Consider the following 17,230-nt stretch of genomic DNA (forward strand, 5'->3'; position numbering starts at 1 on the left):
CGGACATGAGCGAAGGGAATACAGGTGAAACGAGTTCTCGCGGTCGGTGTCGGCGTGATCGGCTGCAGCATGCTGCTGATGGCCTGCTCCGACAACAACAGCAGCAGTAAGGGCAGCACGTCGGCGTCCGCCTCGGCCCCGGCGTCGGCCACGGTGGCCAGCGGCGGCAAGACCTCGGTGAAGGTCGAGGGAAACGACCTGCCGGGTTTGGACACCAGCACGGTGACGTGCGTGAAGCAGGGCGGCAACATCAACATCGCCAGTGGAGCGATCGGCGGGCAGCAGGGCCTCGGTGTGGTCATGACCAACGAACCGACGCCGAAGGTGACGTCGCTGGGCATGGTCGTCGATGGCAACGCACTCGCGGTGAGCGACACCATGGGAGTCAAGACTGGTTCTGCCGACGTCAAGGTTGACGGCAACACCTACACCATCAGCGGTGAGGCCGCGGGCGCGGACATGAAGAACCCGATGGCGGGCATGATCACGAAGAAGTTCGAGATCACCGTCACCTGCAGTTGAGGTGAGCCAGCAAGGGGAGGGATGGCGGACGTGTCACGCACGTCCGCCATCCCGGCGTTTGTCCAGTTTGGCGGGGCGGCCGCCCTATGATTGCGCCGTGTCGATCCCCGGCGAGTTGCAGCGCGCTCGCCAGCTCATCCTGGCCGCCAAAGAGGAAGCGGCCAAGGATGTTCTGCTCGCGGTGCTGCCCGAGATCGAGCGCGAGGAGCGCGACGATCTGGCGCTGGAGGCCTTCGCCCTCCTCGGCGAGTTGTACCTGAACCGGACGGCTTACGACGGCACCGAAGAATGCCTGCGCCGGATCGCGGACTGCCTGGCCGGCTACACCCCGGCCCCACCCGGATCCGAGATCGACCGGATGGTCTCGCGCTACCGGATGCGAGCGCAGTTCCTGCGGGTGGGGCTGGTCGCGGCGCGCGGTGAGCACGAGCAGGCCGCCGTGGAGCTGGCTGCTCTGGGCGACGACGACTGCGTGGCACGATTCGACGACCTGGCGGCCGAGCGGCAGCATCTGATGGCACTGGCCGGTGTGCTGTGCGCGACCGCGCTGGCCGATGACGATCTGCACGCCCGCGCAGCAGCGTTGTGGCGCAGCATCATTCCGGTCATCGACGAGCTGGCCGAACCGTCCGATGACGCCGATCAATTGCTCGTCGCCGGCGGTCTGGCCTACGGCCGGTTCTGCGTCGAGACCGGCCGGCTGGACGAGGGGGAGCAGTGGCTGCGCCGGGCCGGTGCCCGCGCACAGCGTCGGGACTGGGCATTGTATTGCGCGCGAGCCGAACTCGAGACGGCCGCGGCGAGCTGGATCCGGGGCGATCACCAGACTACCGAGCGACTGGTCGGCGGCGCCTATCCGGTGATCGTCGAGGGCAACCGCGCCCATGACGTCTCGCGGTCCTGGCTGTACTTCGGGTTGACCCGGCTCGGGGTCGGCATGGTCGAGGCTGCCGACGAATCCTGGTCGCATGCCGAACGGCACTGGCGTGAGCTCGGCAAGCCGCTCTACATCCACCGAATCCTGGTACAGCGCAGCTGGATCTCGGTGTTCCGGGGCCGGTTCGCCGAGGCCGTCGAACTGGTGGCACAGGCCCGCGAACTGCTGGATCAGTGGCCGCGCTCGAGCTGGCTGCAGTACGCCCGGCTCGACGACCACCTCGGCAACATCTGGCGCGCTGATGCGCTGGCGGACATGGGCTTCGACGGGATCAGTGAACCGACCGACGATTACCAGGCCACCGAGGCCCGGCAGGCCGCAGCCTTGGGAGTCATGCACGTCGAGCCCGGCAGCGACGCGCACCGCAGCGCGATGGCCAAACTCGAACGAGCCGCGGAGCTGAAGATCCCGGCGGCACTGGCCGTCGATTCGGTGCGGTACTCGATGCTCGACGCCGAATCCCGCTGGCGCTGGGGAGCCCACGTGTCGGGCGCTATGCTGGCCGGCGCGTTCTCGGTGGCCTGGGAGTGGGAGAACACCGAACTGGTCAGTGAGCTCGTCGAATATCACAGTGCCCGAGGAACTTTCGCCCACGAGCCGCTCGGCGAGTCAGCGACGTGGGACGGTGCGGTCGCCACGACGGTGGTGGCCGACACCGCGGTGGAGGAGGCGCTGGCCGCGGCCGGGTCGTCGGTCGACGCCCTCACGCTGACCACCCTGGGACCGCTGCCCGCGCTGCAGATGGATCCCACCCGCGGACCCATCCTCGAGCACTACCGGCAGTTGGCGCAGACCCGCTACGGCCAGATCGTCACCTCCGACGGACCGGTCTGGACGACATGGCCATGACCACCACCACGCTCGTCCTGCGCTTCGCCGATCTCGGCGTCGCGACCTACGGCAGCCTGCGCATCGTCGGGCGCCCCGACCAGACGGTCACCTGGGTGGTCGAGGAACCCATCCTGCTGGCGGCCATCGAGGAATTGCAGGGCGCGTTGCCGGATCCCGACGGCACCGAGACACTGTCCGATGCGCTCAACCGGGCACTGACCACGGGTCCGTTCGCCAGCCCGGACCGCGAACTGACCCTGGCCTACATCCTCGGTGTGCTGTTGATCCCCGCACCGGCCTGGCAGCTGCTCACCGACTGCGTATCCGATCCCCGCCCGCTGCTGTACATCTCGCCGAGCGCGCGGCTGGCCCGTATCCCGTGGGGGCTGCTGGCCGTGCCGCTCGCCGGTCCCAGCCGTGAGGAGCTGGTTGCCGCACGGGCCGAGGCGATCACCACCAAGGGCACCAGGGCGGCCCGCATCCCGTGGCAGCTCGCCGATATCGGCACCCTGACCGAGGGGCACCGGCTGATGGAGCTGGCCGATGTGGCGATGGCAGTCCCGCCGAATATCGCGCACGCTCCCCGGGCATCGGTGAGCTGGTCTGAACGGGAAAGCGCTGCAGCACTTCTGGTGCTCGATCCGCGGGTGCCCGGCCAGCGTCCCGACTCTGCGCTGGGCTCCGTGCTCGGGCGGCCGTCGGCGCAGGGCCGGCTCTCCCAGCACTTCGACCAGGTGATGGCCGAACGCGCGGTGCTCCCGGATGCCGACTCCGCGGTCGAGCTGTTCCGCCGCAGCGACGCCGACCGCGGCTGGCTGGCCTCCCAGCTCCAGCGGAATCCGGGTCGGCTGCTCTACGTCGGGCATGCCAGCGCCGCCGACCGGGCCCACGGCTATGCCGACCGCGCCGCCATCCACCTGGCCTGCACGTCTGCGCTGCCCGGTGCGGCCGAGCCGGTCGGGGACCATCGCCCACTGCTGGCGGCCGACCTGATGTCCGCGCAGTTGCCGATGCCACCGCGGGTGGCGTTGCTTGCCTGCGGCTCCGGCGGTGACTACCAATTCGACGAGGCCACCGGACTGGTCGCGGCCATGGTGCTGTGCGGCGCTCAACTGGTCACCGCGACACTGTGGTCACTGCCCACCACGGCGGGTTACCGGCGCTTTGCCGGGCGCCTAGAGGACCCGATGGCCGACGTGGTCGTCGCCGTCGACGAGGCCCATGAACAGGATGACGCGATCGTGGCCCTCAACCGCTGGCAGCGGAGCCAGATGCGGCGCTGGCGGGACGGTGACACCAGCGCCAGCCCGTTGTACTGGGCGGCGCTGGTGACGTTCTCGGTGGATGGTGCGCGGTGAACCGGTCAGGTGCTCGGCAGGCACACCGCGACGGCGCTCTCGTCCTTCGGGCGGTAGTAGGCGTCGATGATGCTGCCGGGGGAGAGCCGGGGCAGCGAGGAGGCCGGCACCACCGTGGTTTCCTGGGCCGGGAACTGCCCACCCCCGCGGCGACGGACCATCACGTCGAGCTCGACCTCGCGCAGATCGTGGCCGGCGCTGCCGGTGGTGCGCATTCCCGTGACCACACCCGAGGAGCGGGTGCCGTGCCGGATGAGGTCGAGCTGGTCGTCGGTGAGCAGCCCGCGGCGCACCGGGGACTGCGCCGCCCGCACGGCGACCACGTCATCGGCCAGCGACAGCCGGCCGGGGGCCTGCGGGTCGAAGGACACCAGCAGGATCATCCCCGGCCGCAGCGCCGACACGGCCGGGTCGCCCTCGCGGTGGCACAGCCGGCCGGCGAACCGTTCACCGTCGACACGTTCGACTTCGATGACCACCAGCGGGTCGGCGGAGTCGGCGACGGCCCAGACCGTGCCGAGGGCGACCGCCCGGGCGGCGGGGCTCCGGCGCCGGGGCGTCCGGGGCGGCTGGCCGCACAGACCGGCGGCGACGAGGATCGTGGCGAGTGCGATGGCGGAGACGACGGCGATGGCGCCCAGCAAGGTGTCAGACATGCGGGGAAGGTTGCCGTGGCGGCCGCACTACCGAACCCAACTTTGCCGGGGCTCTATTCTGACGGGATGGACGCCGGGCCGGGATCGGTGCTCACCGCCGGCGCGGCCGTGCCGCGGCGGGCGGTCATCGACGCTGCGTGGCGGGCGATCGGTCCCGGTGTCGAGGTGCTCAGCGGAGACGACGGCGGTCCGCTGCGCCGGACCGTCAAACGCATCATCGACGCTGGTGGCGGGCGATCGGTCCCGGTGTCGAGGTGCTCAGCGGAGACGACGGCGGTCCGCTGCGCCGGACCGTCAAACGCATCCTCGACCCGCTGGTGCTCAGGTTGCGCGTGAACGCCGCCTACTCGGCGCCGTTCGTCGCCACCGAGGTCGCCGACGAGATGACCGGGCTGATCGCCGAGCACGCCGAGACGTTGCGTGCCACTGCGGCCTGGTTTGCACTGATGAAATCCGAGCGCCGCCGGCTGCGGGTCACCTCCGGCAACGCCCAGGACCTCTATTTTCCGGTGTGTTTCGAGCTGGCCGTCACCAAGGGCGCGCCCGCCCAGGATGGCGCGGAGGTGGCCGCGGCCACCTTGCGCGCTCTACACGAGGACCGCGACCGCACCGACGTCGAGGTGCTCAACCGGCACCTGGCCAACCCCCAGGTGGTCGCGCGGCTGTCCCGTCAGCTACAGCACAGCTGGGGTGACGTACGGCCCGACGACACCATCACCGGACCGTTCTTCGCCGGCCTGACGACGGTCCTCGGTCCCGCCGATTCCCATCGCGAAACCGTTGCCCGCCAACGGGTGTGGAGCGCGCTGATCGCCGATGCCACCCCCTACAACCTGGGGGCGGGCGCCCGCGTCGCCGGTTCGCCGCTGCCGTGGTCCATCGTGGTGCTGGGGCTGACCTCGCAGCTGCCGCTGCAAGCGCCCCCGTTGACCGCTGACGGCGACGCCGAGCGGCCGCTGGATCGCGGTGTCGTGGACCGGGTCCGGGCCACTCTGCGCCGCGCCCTGGACCGCGACGAGCTGCCCGACGTTCCGCTGCTGTGTGCAGAAGAAGTCGACCGCGCCTGCGCGCCATGGGGTTTCCTGGGCGAGGACAAGCAGGCCACCCTCGTCGTCGGCATCGAGGTGGCCGGTGAGCTTCGGCCCCTCGACGAGCAGGCGGTGGCCCGCTACGGTCTGGCGGCCACCATCCAGGCCCGGCTGCGCAAGGAGGCCTATGTGTTGCACGCCCGCCGTGCACTGGCAGCCGGGCAGCCGATGCATCCGCGCCAGCGACCCGTCGTCGACGACCTGGCAGCTTTTGCACGGCCGTACCTGAGCCGGTTGTGGGCCCGTCTGCACGGTCGCGACGTCTGGCAGGAGCCCTGCGATGATGTCGACGATATCCGCGCTCTGCTCGAAGGAGTGGCCCGTTCGGTCAGCCTCGATCACCGCCAGCGCATCAAGGCGATGCTGGAAGTGCAGGTGGCGCAATGAAATTGGTGGTGGATTCCGGATTGTGGAGCACCGGTCCGGCGCCGGCCCCGGTGCCGCTGGCCGCGGTGATCGAGGTCGACGGTGCGGTGCTGTCCTGGACGGTTGACGCGCCACCGGGGGCCGCCGCACAGATCACCCTGACCGACCCCGCCCGGGCGGACTGGCTGTGGCGCATCGTGGGCGAGTCCGGCCACCGGCTACTTGCGGAGGCGACCGGCAGCGCCCCGCCGGATGACGCGGCGGCGGTGGAACTGCCCGGCCTCGACGTGCTGCCGGGCTCGTTGGCGCCGCTGCACCGGCTGGCGCTGGGCCACTGGCTGCGCCGGTTCTGGCCGGAGAGCATCCAGGAGGCGATCGCCGGCTTGGATCCGGCCCTGCTGGATGCCGAACTCGCGGTGGCCACGGTCGAGGCGGAGGACTTCTTCGGCGACGGCACACTGGATTCGGATGTGGCCGAACTGCTCGCCCCGCACGCCGCCGCGGTCGAACTGCTGGTGGCTTCCGGTGATCCCCGGATCGTGGAACTGGCCGGCCGGTGTGTTGATCTGGTCGAGGAGATGGGCTTGGACGCGCCGGGCTGGTCCGCGGTGGCCGAGGCGATCGAGGACCTCGCCGTGTCGTCCGGGGTGCCCGGCCGCCAGGACGACTATGCGCTGGCCGCGGGCCGCGGAGTGGGTATCGATCCGGTCGAGGTGATCGCCCGTGGGGTGGCGTCGACGACCTTCAGCGGTGTGCCGGCCGCGGTGTTCGACGCCGCCGACGACACCGTGGGCTGGGCCATCGCCGTACAGGATGGACAGGCCACCGCTGTGCTCAGCACTCTCACCCTGGGCCGCCAGTCCCCGGAAGGGATCCCGGTAGCACTGCGTTGCAAGGGAATTCGAGCCGAAGGCGCGCTCGACAGCCAGGGTCGCGCGACGCTGCCACTGGTCGACGAGGCGGGCGGCCCGGTTACTCCGTCGCTGGCCTGGGATACCGACTGGTCGGCGACCACGGTGATCGTCGGGGTCGAGGTCGACGAGCCCGCCGAGGTCCGCGCGCGGATCCGGCGGTTCGCCAGGGATCGACTGGCCAGTCCTCGCCCGGATGCGTTCCTGGCCGAGATCCTGGCCGCCGAATCGGACTACTAGATTCGGGGGCCGGGGAAACTAGGTCGCCAGCGGTGACGGTGGTCCCGGTTTGGCCTTGGCGGCATCGCGGCGACGGGCGGCCATCCCGGCCAGTGCCTCGAACACCACCCGGTGCGCGGCGTTGACGGTCAGCTCGGCGTGGTCGTAGGCCGGTGCCACCTCGACCACGTCCACCCCGGCCACATCGTGCTCGTAGCACAGCTGCCGAACCATCCGCAGGAGGTCGGCACTGGTGATACCGCCCGGCTCGGGGGTTCCGGTACCGGGGGCGTGCGCAGGATCGAGCACATCGATATCGACTGATACATAGAGCTTTTCGGCCTTCGCCAGCGCCTCGCTGACCGCCTGGTCCATGACCGCCTTGAAACCGCGGTCCCAGATCTCTTGCATGGTGTGCCAGACCATGCCCTGCTCCTGCATCCACTCGAAGGTGTCCTGCGGCGGCCAGTAGCCGCGCAGCCCGACCTGGACGAAGTGGGTTCCCGGGACCGCCCCGGATTCGATCAGCCGCCGCATGGGGGTGCCATGGCTGGCCAGATTGCCGTCGATGATGTCGGCGGTGTCGGCGTGGGCGTCGAAGTGCACGATCCCGACGTTGCCGTGTCCGTGGAAGTCGGCCACCGCGGTGGCCGCGGGCCAGGTGATCGAATGGTCACCGCCGAGGATCACCGGCACGATGCCGCGCGAGGCCACCGTATGCACGCGTTCGCGGATGTTGGCGTGGGACTGTTCGGTCAGCCCGTGCGGGCACCACGCGTCACCGAAGTCCACCACCTCGAGCCAGTCGAAGATCTCCAGGCCCAAGTCCATGTGATAGGTCCCGGGCTCATAGGCGGTGGATCTGATGGCGCGCGGGCCGAACCGGGCACCGGGCCGGTTGGTGGTGGCCACGTCGAAGGGTGCGCCGACGATCGCCACGTCGGGCTGCCAGGAATCGAGCTGCTCCGGCTCGGTCAGGAACGGCCGGTTACCGAACGACGCGACGCCGGCGTACGGCAGATCCAACTGCTCGGCCATGCCGGGCGGCAGTTCACGGTTGGGCTTGTGGTCATGGCCGGAGCTCATTCGGCAGACAATACCGCCGGGCGGGCAGATGAGCGGTGCCGTTGGCCCCATCCGGTGGGGGACCTAGTGCCCTTGGCCGCGGCACCCGAGCGGCAGGACAGTGGTAGAACACCGGCGCAAGGGGAGGAAACGCCATGTTTCGATTGGTGCGCAACGGGTTCGGATCCCATCGACAGTCCACGCGCAGTCGCGGCGGCCCGCCCAGCTTCCGGCTGACCGACCGGCTGCACGAGGGCCGGACGGTGACGGTGACGGTCAATGAGATCGCCGCCACGGTGTCGGGCTGGCTGGCCGAGCTCGGGGTGCACAGCCCGCTGGTCGACCAGCTGGCCGCTGCGCTGCGTGGCGGCGACTGGGCGGCGGCGCAGGCCATCGCCGATCACCTCGCCGTGGAGATCACCACTGCGCCGTGAAGCCGCTCTGCGCCGCGCTACGGTCAGCAGATGAGCGAAACCGTGGATCGCGTCGAGATCGCGCGTGCCTTCTCCCAGCACCGCTTCGCCGACGCGCTGCCGCATCTGGCGAAAGATGTGCGCTGGACGATCGTGGGCTACTCGGTGCTCGAAGGTGCCGATGCGGTGGCGCGAACGTGCCGGGACACCGCGGGCAGCATCGGCGAGACCACTCCCAGCTGGGAGCACTGCCTGACGGTCGAGCAGGGCGACACCGTGGTGGTCGAGGTGCACGGGCGGTACACCGGCGGAGACTCGGTGACCGCTGTGGCCACCTGCTACCTCTACACCTTCACCGGCGACCGGATCGCCAGCATCACCTCCTATGCGGTGGAGGTGGATCCCGAGTCCGTGGGTGCCCCGCCCAACGCGATCCAGCGCTGAGCGCGACCTCCGGTCACAGCAGCGGCGTCTCGGGTTCGTCGTCCTCGTCGACCACGCTCAGCGTGGGGCGCACGATATAGCGGGCCTGGTTGCCGCCGGCTCGGCGGGCGTCGTACATCGCCGTCGTCGCCAGCGCCACGATTTCGTCGAGAACATCGTGCGGGGGAGCCTCGACCAGGGGCCGCAGCGGCGTGGCGACCACCCCGATACTGGCCGTCATCCCGGTCGGGGTCGCGGCAATGGCGCCGCGTACCCGCTCGACCAGGGGCGAGGGATCGGTGGTGGTGAACGTGTCGGCGATCAGATACTCGGCCTCGCCGATGTGCGCGACGATGGCGTTGCGCCGCACCGTTTCCCGCAGCGCCTGGCCGGCGGCGATCCGGGCCCGATTACCGCCGCGATTGCCCAGCACGCTGACCATCGCCGCAAAGCTGTCGATGTTCACGACGGCCACCACCAGGTAGCGGTCATCGTCGCGATTACGGGAGGCGAGCAGGGTCGCGGTCTGCTCGTAGAACGACTCCCGGTTGAGCAGCCCGGTCAGCGGTTCGAAGCCGTCCGGACCGACCGCCGTCCCGGTCAACCTGACCACCAGCCGGCAGGAGAACGCGGCAAACGCGAAGAGCAGGAACAGCATCACCGTCGACACCACGGCCATCAGCACGTCGTGATCGGCCACCTTGATCGCCAGATAACCGACGGTGAGCACCGCGACCGTGATCATCGCGCTCAGCAGCCGCATCCCGTGCAGTAGAGCGACATAGCCGATCATCAGAGCGAACGACGGCGCGCCCACGATGCCGAACATCGGGTCCACCGGGACCAGGCAGGCAATCGGAACGCCGATCATGGAACCACCGGCGAGCAGGGCGGACTCGGTGCGTGTCGGCCACCGGTGGCGCAACCAGATCGCCCCCGTGACGAAACACGCCGCCACCACCGCACCCAGCAGCGGCGGGCCGGCCGGCCGATGCAGCGGCAGCGGGCTGACCAGCACCACCAGCAGCATGGTGCCCAGCGCGATGAGGAACGAGGCGATGACGCGGGAGGTGAAGGTCTGGGCGCCGCGGGCGGCCAGCATCGCGGTGAGGGTGTAGTACTGGTTGAGGCTGCGGCCCACCCACGGCAACCTCATGCGCAGTTCCCCTCAACGATTCCCGTCGGCTTCGCGGATGCCCAGCAATCCCCGAACACCTTTTGGCCATGGCCGGGGACCGAGCCTAGCGAACACAGACAGCGCTGACCACCCTCGCGGGATAAAAACCGGCAGCTGGGATTTTCGGCCGGATTTCCGCCGGGATTCAGCCGCCGCCCGTACCGGCGGCCCGGTGCACCGACACCGCGTAGTCGCCGCCGGCGAACGGCTGGCGATCCCAGGTCGACCACCGCGACACCGGGACCAACCCGGCCGCCGCGGCGAGCTCGTCGTAGCGCTCGACGGGCAGCCGGTCGGGCCGCACGCTGAAACCGGCGACCAGCAGTGCCCCCGGCGCCAGCCGGGCCGTCAGGCCGGCCAGCACGCGGTCTTCGGTGCCGGGTTCCAGGAAGATCATCACGTTGCCCGCCAGCAGGATGAGGTCGAACGGTCCGGGCAGTCCAGCACCCAGATCAGCCAGATCGCCCTGCACCCAGTCCAGATCGGGCGCTTTGCGGCGGGCCGCGGACAACATGCCGGCGTCGGCGTCGACCCCGGCGACCGCGAATCCCCGGCGGGCCAATTCGATGCCGACCCGTCCTGTTCCGCAGCCCGCGTCCAGCACCGAGCGGGCACCGGACGGGCGCATCAGGTGTTCGACGAGGTCGGCTTCGCCGTGGATGTTCTGCCCGGCCTCGGCCAGCGACCGCCAGCGTGCGTCGTAGTCGTCACCGCGTGGCGCGGTGGACTCCTGCCAACGGTTGCTCATCGCACCATCGTCGCAGAGGCCCGGGTCAGGCCGGAACGACGATCGTCAGCTCGTTGCCGTCGCGCTCGACGCGCATCGTGGCCCGGCGCGCCACCGCCGCCACCGCCGCGGCATCGCCGGGTTCGGACCTGCTGGCCGCCAGTACCCGGGCCAGCCGGCCCTTGTGGGCCTTGTTGAAGTGGGTGACGACGGTGCGCCGGCTGTCGGGATGCTCGGCGAGGACGTCCACGCGCACGGCGCCGGGCACCTTGCCCAGCCCCGCATAGGAACCCGAACGCAGGTCGACCACGAGCTCATCGGCGGCCCACTGCGCGAGCACTGGTTCCAGTACGGGCCGCCACCGCGACGCCAGCGTCGGGCTGCCGGGCAGCTTGGAGGATGCCGACAGGCGATAGGCCGGAATCAGGTCGTCGGCGCGCACCACCCCGAACAGCGCCGAGCCCACGGCGAGCCGGGCCCGGGCCCGGGCCGCCTCGGTAGCGCGCAGGGACCCGACGTCGAGCGCGTCGTAGAGCACACCGGTGTAGCGCTCGATGGCCGGCAGTGTCGGCGAGGTCAGCAGCGTGGCGTTGCGCTCGATCTCGGCGTCCTGGGCGGCCGACAAGCCCAGCGCTTTCCTGCTCGCCGCGACATCGCCGGCCAGGTCCACCAGTTCACCGACCAGTGCGGTGCGTAGCGGGGTCAGGTCAGGGGAGCTCAGCGCGTCAAGCCGCAGCGCAGGGCCGTCGCCTCCGGCCCGTTTGGTCTCCGACGGCGGCAGCAGCACGATCACGACGCAGTACCTTAATGCCCGCCGCGCCGGTTCCTTTACCCCCATTTGACCGCAGGGTAAATTGGGCGGCGGTGGTGCGCGGATTTGTATTGGGGGCGTGCTCAGTGCTCGATGAAGAGCTCTCCGCCGCGGAGGACGTCCGCAGGCTGCGGCTGCTCATCGACCGACTGCCCGCCATCATCGGTTACTGGGATCGGGACCGGCGCAACCTTCTGGCCAACGACACCTACATCGAATATTTCGGGCTGGCGCCGGGTGAGAGCCGCGGCAGGCACATGCGCGAGATCGTCGGCGACGAGGTCTACGCCGCGGTGCAGCCGTACGTCGATGCGGTCCTCGAGGGTCACGCCCAGGTGTTCACAACCACGCTGACCGACCCGCTCGGGCGGCCCCGCCAGTTCGAGGCGTCCTACATTCCCGACATCATCGATGGGGAGGTCCGCGGCTTCTACTGCCACGCCGTCGATATCACCGACCGGCTCGAGGCCGAGCGGGTGCGCGACGCGGCACTGCAGCTCTTCCAGATCAGCATGGCTAACGCTCCGTTCGGCGAGGCGGTGCTGACCACCGACGGGCGGGTGCTGCGGGCCAACCCGGCTTTGTGCCAGATGATCGGCTACCGCGCCGAGGAGCTGGCCGGGGCCGACTACCGCGCGTACGTGCACTCCGACGATGTGGGCACCGGCGAGGACGAGATGGAGGCGTTGCTGGCCGGCGCGGTCCAGCAGATCTCCTCGGAGCGCCGGTATGTCCGCAGCAACGGCTCGGTCATCTGGTTGCAGCGCACCGCGGTGCTGGCACCGGGCGCCGAGTACGGCGCCGACGATGTGGTGATCGCCCAGTTCCAGGACGTGACCGCCCGCCGGTGCGCGGAGGCCGAACTGGCCCGGATGGCGGTCACCGACCATCTCACCTGCCTGCATAACCGGCATGCCCTGGTGAACCGGATCGAGGAACACCGCGCGGCCGCACCGGCCGCACCCGTCGGCATCATCTTCGCCGACCTGGACGGCTTCAAGCGGGTCAACGACGACTACGGCCACGCGGCCGGCGACGAGGTGCTCGCCGAGGTGGCGCAGCGACTGCGACGCGGGGTGCTTGCGCCGAACTCGGTGTTCCGCCTGGGCGGCGACGAGTTCATCGTGCTGGTGCCCGAAGCCGACGAGACCGCCGTGGTGGCTGCGCTGGCCGACCGGATCGCCACACTGGTGACCGGGCGTTACCGGGTCGGCTCGCTCGACGTCTGGTTGTCGGCATCGGTGGGCTGGACCTGGGGTCCCACCGACGATCTCGAGGACCTGATCCGCAGTGCCGATGCGGACATGTACCGGAACAAGGCCCGGTTGCGGCAGTCCGCTCAGCCGTAGGCCAGCAGCAGCGGGACCAACTGCTCGGCGCTGGTCAGCGAGCCGTGGTGGCCGATGAGGGCGGACTCACCCGGCTCCACCGTGCGGCGCAGCAGGGCAGCGTTGTCGCGGGCGGCCGCCACGATGTCACCGATGCGGGGCCGGACGCGGTCGGCTACTGCCGGGCCGAACCAGCCGGCGTCGATCGCCTCGTCGCGGGTCAGCACCCACGCCCGCGAACCGAGTGTCTGCCGCCAGGCCGCCAGCACGTCGTCCGTAGCGCCGTCGGCGGTGTACACGTGACGGGCCCGCGGTTCGCCGCCCACCGCCGATACACCATCGAGAAGTGTTGGCGCACTGTCGATATCGACGGACTCCTTGCTATCGACGGCCACCATGCCGTGATCGGCGACCACGGCGAGCAACCCGCCCGGCGGCAGTGCGGCGACCACGGATTCCACCAGCCGATCGATCTGGCGCAACTGCATTCGCCAGGCCGGCGAGCCCGGGCCGGACAGATGACCGAGCAGATCCAGCTCGCTGTGATAGCCGTAGCAGAAGCCGCCGGCGGCCACCGCGGCGTTCACCTGTGCGGCCAGGTCACCCAGCGCGTGCACCCCGACGTAGCGGCCGCCGCGCAGCACCGCACGGGTCAGCCCGGAGCCGGTGAACTCCGCACCCGAGATCACACTGACGGCGATCCCGGTGGACTCGGCGCGCTCGAAGGTGGTCGGCAGCGGCTGCACTGTCTCCGGTGGCACCGTCTCACGTAGATCCTCACCCCATGGGTGCGGGCGCCAGCGCAGTGCATTGATCACCCCGGTGTCGGGCAGCCTGAACGAGTAGCCCACCATGCCGTGACCGCCGGAAGCGCAACCGGTTCCGATCGCGGCCAGACCGGCGGCCGTAGTCGACGGGAACCCGACCGTCAGCGTCGGGCCACGGAGCTCGGCCAGCACCGGTGCGTCGGCGCGATAGGTGTCCAGTAGTTCAGCGCCCAGCCCGTCGATCAGCAGCACGCATGCTCCGGCGATCGGGCCCGGCAGCGCGATGGGGGAGTCGAAACCGTGGTCTCCCATCGCGGTCAGCACCGCGGGCACCACGTCGGCCAGGTGCGGGACGTCGGGGTCGGGGCGGGGCAGATCCACGTCCCGAGCCTGCCACATCAGGGCTTGCCGAACCCGGCCTCTCCGAGAATCTGCTGACCGGTCGGCCCGGTTACCAGATCAACGAATTTGCCTGCCAGCGTGGGGTTTTTAGCCTGAGACAGGGTGGCGATGGGGTAGGTGTTGACCGCACCGGCTGCTTCCGGGAAAGCCACCGCGGTCACCTTGTCACCGGCGGCGGCGGTATCGGTGACGTAAACCACGCCGGCGTCGGCCTGGCCGCTGGTGACCTTGCCCAGCACGTCGGTGACCGACGACTCCTCGCTCACCGGGGCGATGTCGACGCCTGTGGCGGTCTCCACCTTCTGGGTGGCCGACCCGCACGGCACCTGTGGTGCGCACACCACTACGGTGACGCCCGGCTTTGTCAGATCGCGAAAGCTGGTGATCTGCTTGGGGTTTCCGGGTGCCACGGCGATCGTCAACGTGTTGGACGCGAAGTTCACCGGCTGACCGGCGAGCAGTCCGGCGGCGGACGCCTTGTCCATGTTCTTGGTGTCGGCGGAGGCGAAGACATCGGCGTGGGCGCCCTGGGTCAGCTGGGTGACCAGATCGGAGGAGCCGGCGAACGAGAATTCGACGGAGGAGCCGGGATTGGCCTTGTTGAACTCCTCGCCGATCTGGGTGAAGGTCTTCTTCAACGAGGCTGCGGCGAACACGATGAGCGTGTCCCCGGTGGCACTGGAGCTTGGTGCCGGTGAGGTCTTCTCGGACCCGCACGCAGGCAGCGCGAGCAGGGTCAATGCGGTGGCAAGGGCGGGCAGGACGCGGTTCACGACTGGCCTCCCGGGGTTTCGACGATCACCGTGGTGGCCTTGACCACCGCGACCGCGACGCTGCCCGGCTCGAGCTTGAGGTCGCGGACCGCCTCGCTGCTCATCAGCGAGACCACGGTGAAGGGGCCGCACTGCATCTCGACCTGGGCCATCACGGTGTCGGTGACCACTCGGGTCACCAGCCCGGCGAACCGGTTTCGCGCTGAACTGGCCACCGACAGCGGATCTTTCGGCGCGGTCGAGGCGTTCTCGCGGGCGAAGGCCGCCAGCGCAGCACCGTCGATGGTCTTGGGCCCGCCCGCGTCGTTGCTGACCGGCAGGGCGCCGTCATCGATCCAGCGGCGGACTGTGTCGTCGCTGACGCCGAGCAGTTCGGCGGCCTCGCGGATTCTGAGCTGGGGCACCAGGGCAGCCTAGCGAATGATCCGCAAATACGGAGAAATCAGAGCTGAATTGCCGTGACTGCGGATGGCAGAGTAGCGCCACCGCCATATCGGGCGCAGTGGGCCGTAGGGTGTGACGGTGCCCGGCAAGACATGCGCTGCGCTGGCGGCGGTGGCCATGGTGTTCATCAGCTCTGTGCCCGCCCACGCCGACCCGAACGCACTCTGGACGATCGTGCACGACCATTGCGTGGCCGACGAATTCGCGCATCGCGATCCGGCTCCGTGCGCGCAGGTGAACCTCGACGGTGGCGAGCGGTACGGCTACGCCGTCATGAAGGACATCGACGGCGACCGGCAATACCTGCTGCTACCCACGGCGCGCATCACCGGAATCGAAAGTCCTGAGCTCCTCGAACCGGGTGCCACCAACTATTTCGCCGAGGCGTGGCTGGCCCGGGCCTTCACGGAGCAGCGGGCCGGCGGCACGCTACCGCGGGACTGGGTGAGCCTGGCGGTCAACTCCGAGGTCTCGCGCTCGCAGAACCAGTTGCACATCCACATCGACTGCGTTCGCGCCGACGTGCGGGCGGCGCTGCGTGCCCAGGCCGCCGCGATCGGCCCGGCCTGGGCGCCGTTCCCGGCGCCGCTGGCCGGTCACACCTACTGGGCGATGACCGTTCCCGGCGCGGATCTGACCGTCAACCCGTTCACCCTGCTGGCCGACGGCCTGGCCGGGGCGCGTACCGATATGGGCAGCTACACGCTGGTGATCGTCGGGGCTGACGACGTGGCCGGGCAGCCCGGATTCATCGTGCTCGCCGACCGGGCTGACGGAGAAACCGGCGACTTCGCAGGCGGGGAACAGCTGCAGGACCACGATTACTGCCCGCCGCCGCTGCCGCCCAGCGGCGCCACCGCCAAGTAGCAGGTCAGGACGGCGGCAGCTGGCCGTTGCCGGACGCGCCCGAGAGGCCGTTGATCACGTCGAGGTAGTGGCGCAGCTGAATGCCGGACAACCACGGCGGGTTCTCGTTCGGCGGCGGCGCATCGGTGAGCTGCCACGGCTGGCAGCCGTTGGTCTTGAATGCGGTGTCGGTCGGCTCGATCTGCACGATCTGCGGCTTTCCGCTCAGCGCGTTGTCCAGGGTGGTGGCGCCGTCCGGGCCGCCGACCCGCTTCCAGTAGCACTTGTCGCCTTCGACCGGACCGGCCGAGGAGTAGGTGCCGGCGACGATGTCGGTACCGACGGTGTAGGTGCCGTTGTGGTCCATCGCCGACTGAGGCACCGCCGGTGGGGTGGTGGTCGGCGAGCTGGCAGCGGGCAGTGACAGGGCGGGCACGCTCGGAGCGGTCGTCGACGTGGACGGTGCCGGCACGGGATCCGGCGTCGCCGGATCAGCTCCGGCCGCACCGGCTCCGACGAGCACCGCAACCGCGGTCAGCGACGCAGCGGTCAGGATGACAGATGTTTGACCCACGACGATCAGGGTACGCGCGCCGGAGAACCCGGCGGTTTTCGCTCAGGCCGTCTTGCTCAGCAGCGGCAGCAGGAAGCGGCGGCGGTTGAGGATCGCGTCGTCGAACTCGTGCTCGGCTTCGGCCAGTGAGGCCACCACCGGGAACAGCACGTCGTTGTTGCGGATCCGCAGCCGGCGCTTGACGGCCTCGCTGGCGACCACCGCCCAGTCGACACCGACGGCGGTGCACCGGTCATCGAGAGCGAACAGCAGCCGAAGCGCTTGCGGGGTAAAGGAATCCACGCCGCTCAGGTCGAGCACGAACGGCTGGTCGGCCAGGACGAAGCGCTGGACGAACTCGGTCAGGTGATCGACGTTGGAGGCGTCGACGCGACCGCTGATCGCCGCCACCGTCGCGACATGCCGGAAGTGGGCCCGAACGTGCGCACCCTTGTAATCAACAGCGGGGTTGCCGTAGCGAGAGGTGAAACTCGTCATGTGCAGCCTCATTCCGGTCAGTGTTGCGGATGCGGGTATGCCGTGTGGCCTCCCCACCGATGAAACGTATGCCGCAAATTTAAGGCCCCAGGGAGCACTGCCTAAAACTCTGGTA

Annotated in this window: 20 protein-coding genes; 9 read left to right on the forward strand and 11 right to left on the reverse strand. The window is 69.7% G+C overall.

Features of this window, described 5'->3' with window-relative positions:
* Positions 1-24 precede the first annotated feature (24 nt).
* The 3 genes from BN3385_RS19980 to BN3385_RS19990 all read left to right on the forward strand — a co-directional run bounded on the left by BN3385_RS19980 (position 25) and on the right by BN3385_RS19990 (position 3,648).
* Positions 25-522, forward strand: coding sequence for a lipoprotein LpqH (locus tag BN3385_RS19980; RefSeq protein WP_059019328.1), 498 nt, complete (start codon positions 25-27; stop codon positions 520-522).
* Positions 523-619: 97 nt separating this feature from the next.
* A complete protein-coding gene (locus BN3385_RS19985) occupies positions 620-2,308 on the forward strand; it encodes a hypothetical protein (protein WP_059019330.1) in 1,689 nt (562 codons plus the stop codon).
* Positions 2,299-3,648, forward strand: coding sequence for a CHAT domain-containing protein (locus BN3385_RS19990; RefSeq protein WP_059019332.1), 1,350 nt, complete (start codon positions 2,299-2,301; stop codon positions 3,646-3,648). Before BN3385_RS19985 ends, BN3385_RS19990 begins: the two co-directional genes overlap by 10 nt.
* A gap of 5 nt (positions 3,649-3,653) precedes the next feature.
* On the opposite strand, the gene BN3385_RS28310 is transcribed toward BN3385_RS19990, so the two are convergent.
* Together BN3385_RS28310 and BN3385_RS28705 are read right to left on the reverse strand one after the other, a co-directional pair.
* Positions 3,654-4,304: a hypothetical protein gene (locus tag BN3385_RS28310; protein WP_197415243.1), complete on the reverse strand. Its 651-nt coding sequence runs from the start codon at positions 4,302-4,304 to the stop codon at positions 3,654-3,656.
* Positions 4,305-4,357: 53 nt separating this feature from the next.
* Positions 4,358-4,522 carry a hypothetical protein gene (locus tag BN3385_RS28705; RefSeq protein WP_197415341.1) on the reverse strand — a complete coding sequence of 55 codons (165 nt, stop codon included), beginning with the start codon at positions 4,520-4,522 and terminating at the stop codon, positions 4,358-4,360.
* Here BN3385_RS28705 and BN3385_RS20000 point away from each other — a divergent pair.
* Entirely contained in the window at positions 4,442-5,779 is a 1,338-nt protein-coding gene (locus tag BN3385_RS20000) for a hypothetical protein (protein ID WP_059019335.1), read from the forward strand. The genes BN3385_RS28705 and BN3385_RS20000 overlap by 81 nt on opposite strands.
* A complete protein-coding gene (locus BN3385_RS20005) occupies positions 5,776-6,909 on the forward strand; it encodes a hypothetical protein (protein WP_059019336.1) in 1,134 nt (377 codons plus the stop codon). Before BN3385_RS20000 ends, BN3385_RS20005 begins: the two co-directional genes overlap by 4 nt.
* Before the next feature lie 18 nt (positions 6,910-6,927).
* On the opposite strand, the gene speB is transcribed toward BN3385_RS20005, so the two are convergent.
* Positions 6,928-7,926 (reverse strand): agmatinase, encoded by a 999-nt coding sequence (gene speB, locus BN3385_RS20010; protein WP_059022198.1) that lies wholly within the window; start codon positions 7,924-7,926, stop codon positions 6,928-6,930.
* 182 nt (positions 7,927-8,108) lie between these two features.
* Here speB and BN3385_RS20015 point away from each other — a divergent pair, with 182 nt between their 5' ends.
* Both BN3385_RS20015 and BN3385_RS20020 read left to right on the forward strand, forming a co-directional pair.
* Positions 8,109-8,387 carry an Rv2628 protein family gene (locus BN3385_RS20015; RefSeq protein WP_231748776.1) on the forward strand — a complete coding sequence of 93 codons (279 nt, stop codon included), beginning with the start codon at positions 8,109-8,111 and terminating at the stop codon, positions 8,385-8,387.
* Between the two features lie 30 nt (positions 8,388-8,417).
* On the forward strand, positions 8,418-8,810 hold the full coding sequence (locus BN3385_RS20020; RefSeq protein ID WP_059019339.1) for a nuclear transport factor 2 family protein: 393 nt from the start codon (positions 8,418-8,420) through the stop codon (positions 8,808-8,810).
* A gap of 13 nt (positions 8,811-8,823) precedes the next feature.
* Here the strand turns inward: BN3385_RS20020 and BN3385_RS20025 are convergent, their stop codons facing one another.
* The 3 genes from BN3385_RS20025 to yaaA all read right to left on the reverse strand — a co-directional run bounded on the left by BN3385_RS20025 (position 8,824) and on the right by yaaA (position 11,486).
* The gene (locus BN3385_RS20025; RefSeq protein WP_082690557.1) at positions 8,824-9,945 is read right to left on the reverse strand and encodes a GGDEF domain-containing protein; all 1,122 of its coding nucleotides are present in this window, start codon (positions 9,943-9,945) and stop codon (positions 8,824-8,826) included.
* Between the two features lie 166 nt (positions 9,946-10,111).
* A complete protein-coding gene (locus BN3385_RS20030; RefSeq protein WP_059019342.1) occupies positions 10,112-10,714 on the reverse strand; it encodes a class I SAM-dependent DNA methyltransferase in 603 nt (200 codons plus the stop codon).
* A gap of 25 nt (positions 10,715-10,739) precedes the next feature.
* Complete coding sequence (gene yaaA / locus BN3385_RS20035) at positions 10,740-11,486, reverse strand: peroxide stress protein YaaA (RefSeq protein WP_059019344.1); 747 nt, start codon at positions 11,484-11,486, stop codon at positions 10,740-10,742.
* A gap of 104 nt (positions 11,487-11,590) precedes the next feature.
* On the opposite strand from yaaA, the gene BN3385_RS20040 reads away from it, so the two are divergent.
* The gene (locus tag BN3385_RS20040; protein WP_059019346.1) at positions 11,591-12,853 is read left to right on the forward strand and encodes a diguanylate cyclase domain-containing protein; all 1,263 of its coding nucleotides are present in this window, start codon (positions 11,591-11,593) and stop codon (positions 12,851-12,853) included.
* Here the strand turns inward: BN3385_RS20040 and BN3385_RS20045 are convergent.
* Genes BN3385_RS20045 through BN3385_RS20055 form a run of 3 tightly spaced genes read right to left on the reverse strand, consistent with a single transcriptional unit; the run spans position 12,844 to position 15,178 of the window.
* Positions 12,844-13,980, reverse strand: a complete 1,137-nt coding sequence (locus BN3385_RS20045) for an alkaline phosphatase family protein (protein ID WP_059022202.1) — start codon at positions 13,978-13,980, stop codon at positions 12,844-12,846. The two genes, BN3385_RS20040 and BN3385_RS20045, sit on opposite strands and share 10 nt — an antisense overlap.
* Positions 13,981-13,997: 17 nt before the next feature.
* Positions 13,998-14,774, reverse strand: a complete 777-nt coding sequence (gene modA, locus BN3385_RS20050) for a molybdate ABC transporter substrate-binding protein (RefSeq protein ID WP_082690559.1) — start codon at positions 14,772-14,774, stop codon at positions 13,998-14,000.
* Positions 14,771-15,178, reverse strand: coding sequence for a TOBE domain-containing protein (locus tag BN3385_RS20055; protein WP_059019348.1), 408 nt, complete (start codon positions 15,176-15,178; stop codon positions 14,771-14,773). The genes modA and BN3385_RS20055 overlap by 4 nt, the downstream gene beginning before the upstream one ends.
* Before the next feature lie 118 nt (positions 15,179-15,296).
* On the opposite strand from BN3385_RS20055, the gene BN3385_RS20060 reads away from it, so the two are divergent.
* Positions 15,297-16,085: a CDP-diacylglycerol diphosphatase gene (locus BN3385_RS20060; RefSeq protein ID WP_231748777.1), complete on the forward strand. Its 789-nt coding sequence runs from the start codon at positions 15,297-15,299 to the stop codon at positions 16,083-16,085.
* Between the two features lie 4 nt (positions 16,086-16,089).
* Here BN3385_RS20060 and BN3385_RS20065 read toward each other — a convergent pair whose 3' ends face one another.
* Together BN3385_RS20065 and BN3385_RS20070 are read right to left on the reverse strand one after the other, a co-directional pair.
* Complete coding sequence (locus BN3385_RS20065; RefSeq protein WP_231748778.1) at positions 16,090-16,638, reverse strand: Rv1352/Rv1906c domain-containing protein; 549 nt, start codon at positions 16,636-16,638, stop codon at positions 16,090-16,092.
* 42 nt (positions 16,639-16,680) lie between these two features.
* Positions 16,681-17,115 (reverse strand): STAS domain-containing protein, encoded by a 435-nt coding sequence (locus BN3385_RS20070; RefSeq protein ID WP_059019350.1) that lies wholly within the window; start codon positions 17,113-17,115, stop codon positions 16,681-16,683.
* Positions 17,116-17,230 lie beyond the last annotated feature (115 nt).

It is taken from the genome of Mycobacterium sp. M26, assembly GCF_001494595.1.
Lineage (GTDB): Bacteria > Actinomycetota > Actinomycetes > Mycobacteriales > Mycobacteriaceae > Mycobacterium.

Coding starts and splice junctions, on each gene's coding strand:
- BN3385_RS20015 (WP_231748776.1), top strand. CDS start 8,109: ATGTTTCGATTGGTGCGCAACGGGTTCGGATCCCATCGACAGTCCACG.
- speB (WP_059022198.1), bottom strand. CDS start 7,926: ATGGCCGAGCAGTTGGATCTGCCGTACGCCGGCGTCGCGTCGTTCGGT.
- BN3385_RS28705 (WP_197415341.1), bottom strand. CDS start 4,522: ATGATGCGTTTGACGGTCCGGCGCAGCGGACCGCCGTCGTCTCCGCTG.
- BN3385_RS19990 (WP_059019332.1), top strand. CDS start 2,299: ATGGCCATGACCACCACCACGCTCGTCCTGCGCTTCGCCGATCTCGGC.
- BN3385_RS20025 (WP_082690557.1), bottom strand. CDS start 9,945: ATGAGGTTGCCGTGGGTGGGCCGCAGCCTCAACCAGTACTACACCCTC.
- BN3385_RS20020 (WP_059019339.1), top strand. CDS start 8,418: ATGAGCGAAACCGTGGATCGCGTCGAGATCGCGCGTGCCTTCTCCCAG.
- BN3385_RS20005 (WP_059019336.1), top strand. CDS start 5,776: ATGAAATTGGTGGTGGATTCCGGATTGTGGAGCACCGGTCCGGCGCCG.
- BN3385_RS28310 (WP_197415243.1), bottom strand. CDS start 4,304: ATGTCTGACACCTTGCTGGGCGCCATCGCCGTCGTCTCCGCCATCGCA.
- BN3385_RS20030 (WP_059019342.1), bottom strand. CDS start 10,714: ATGAGCAACCGTTGGCAGGAGTCCACCGCGCCACGCGGTGACGACTAC.
- BN3385_RS20070 (WP_059019350.1), bottom strand. CDS start 17,115: ATGACGAGTTTCACCTCTCGCTACGGCAACCCCGCTGTTGATTACAAG.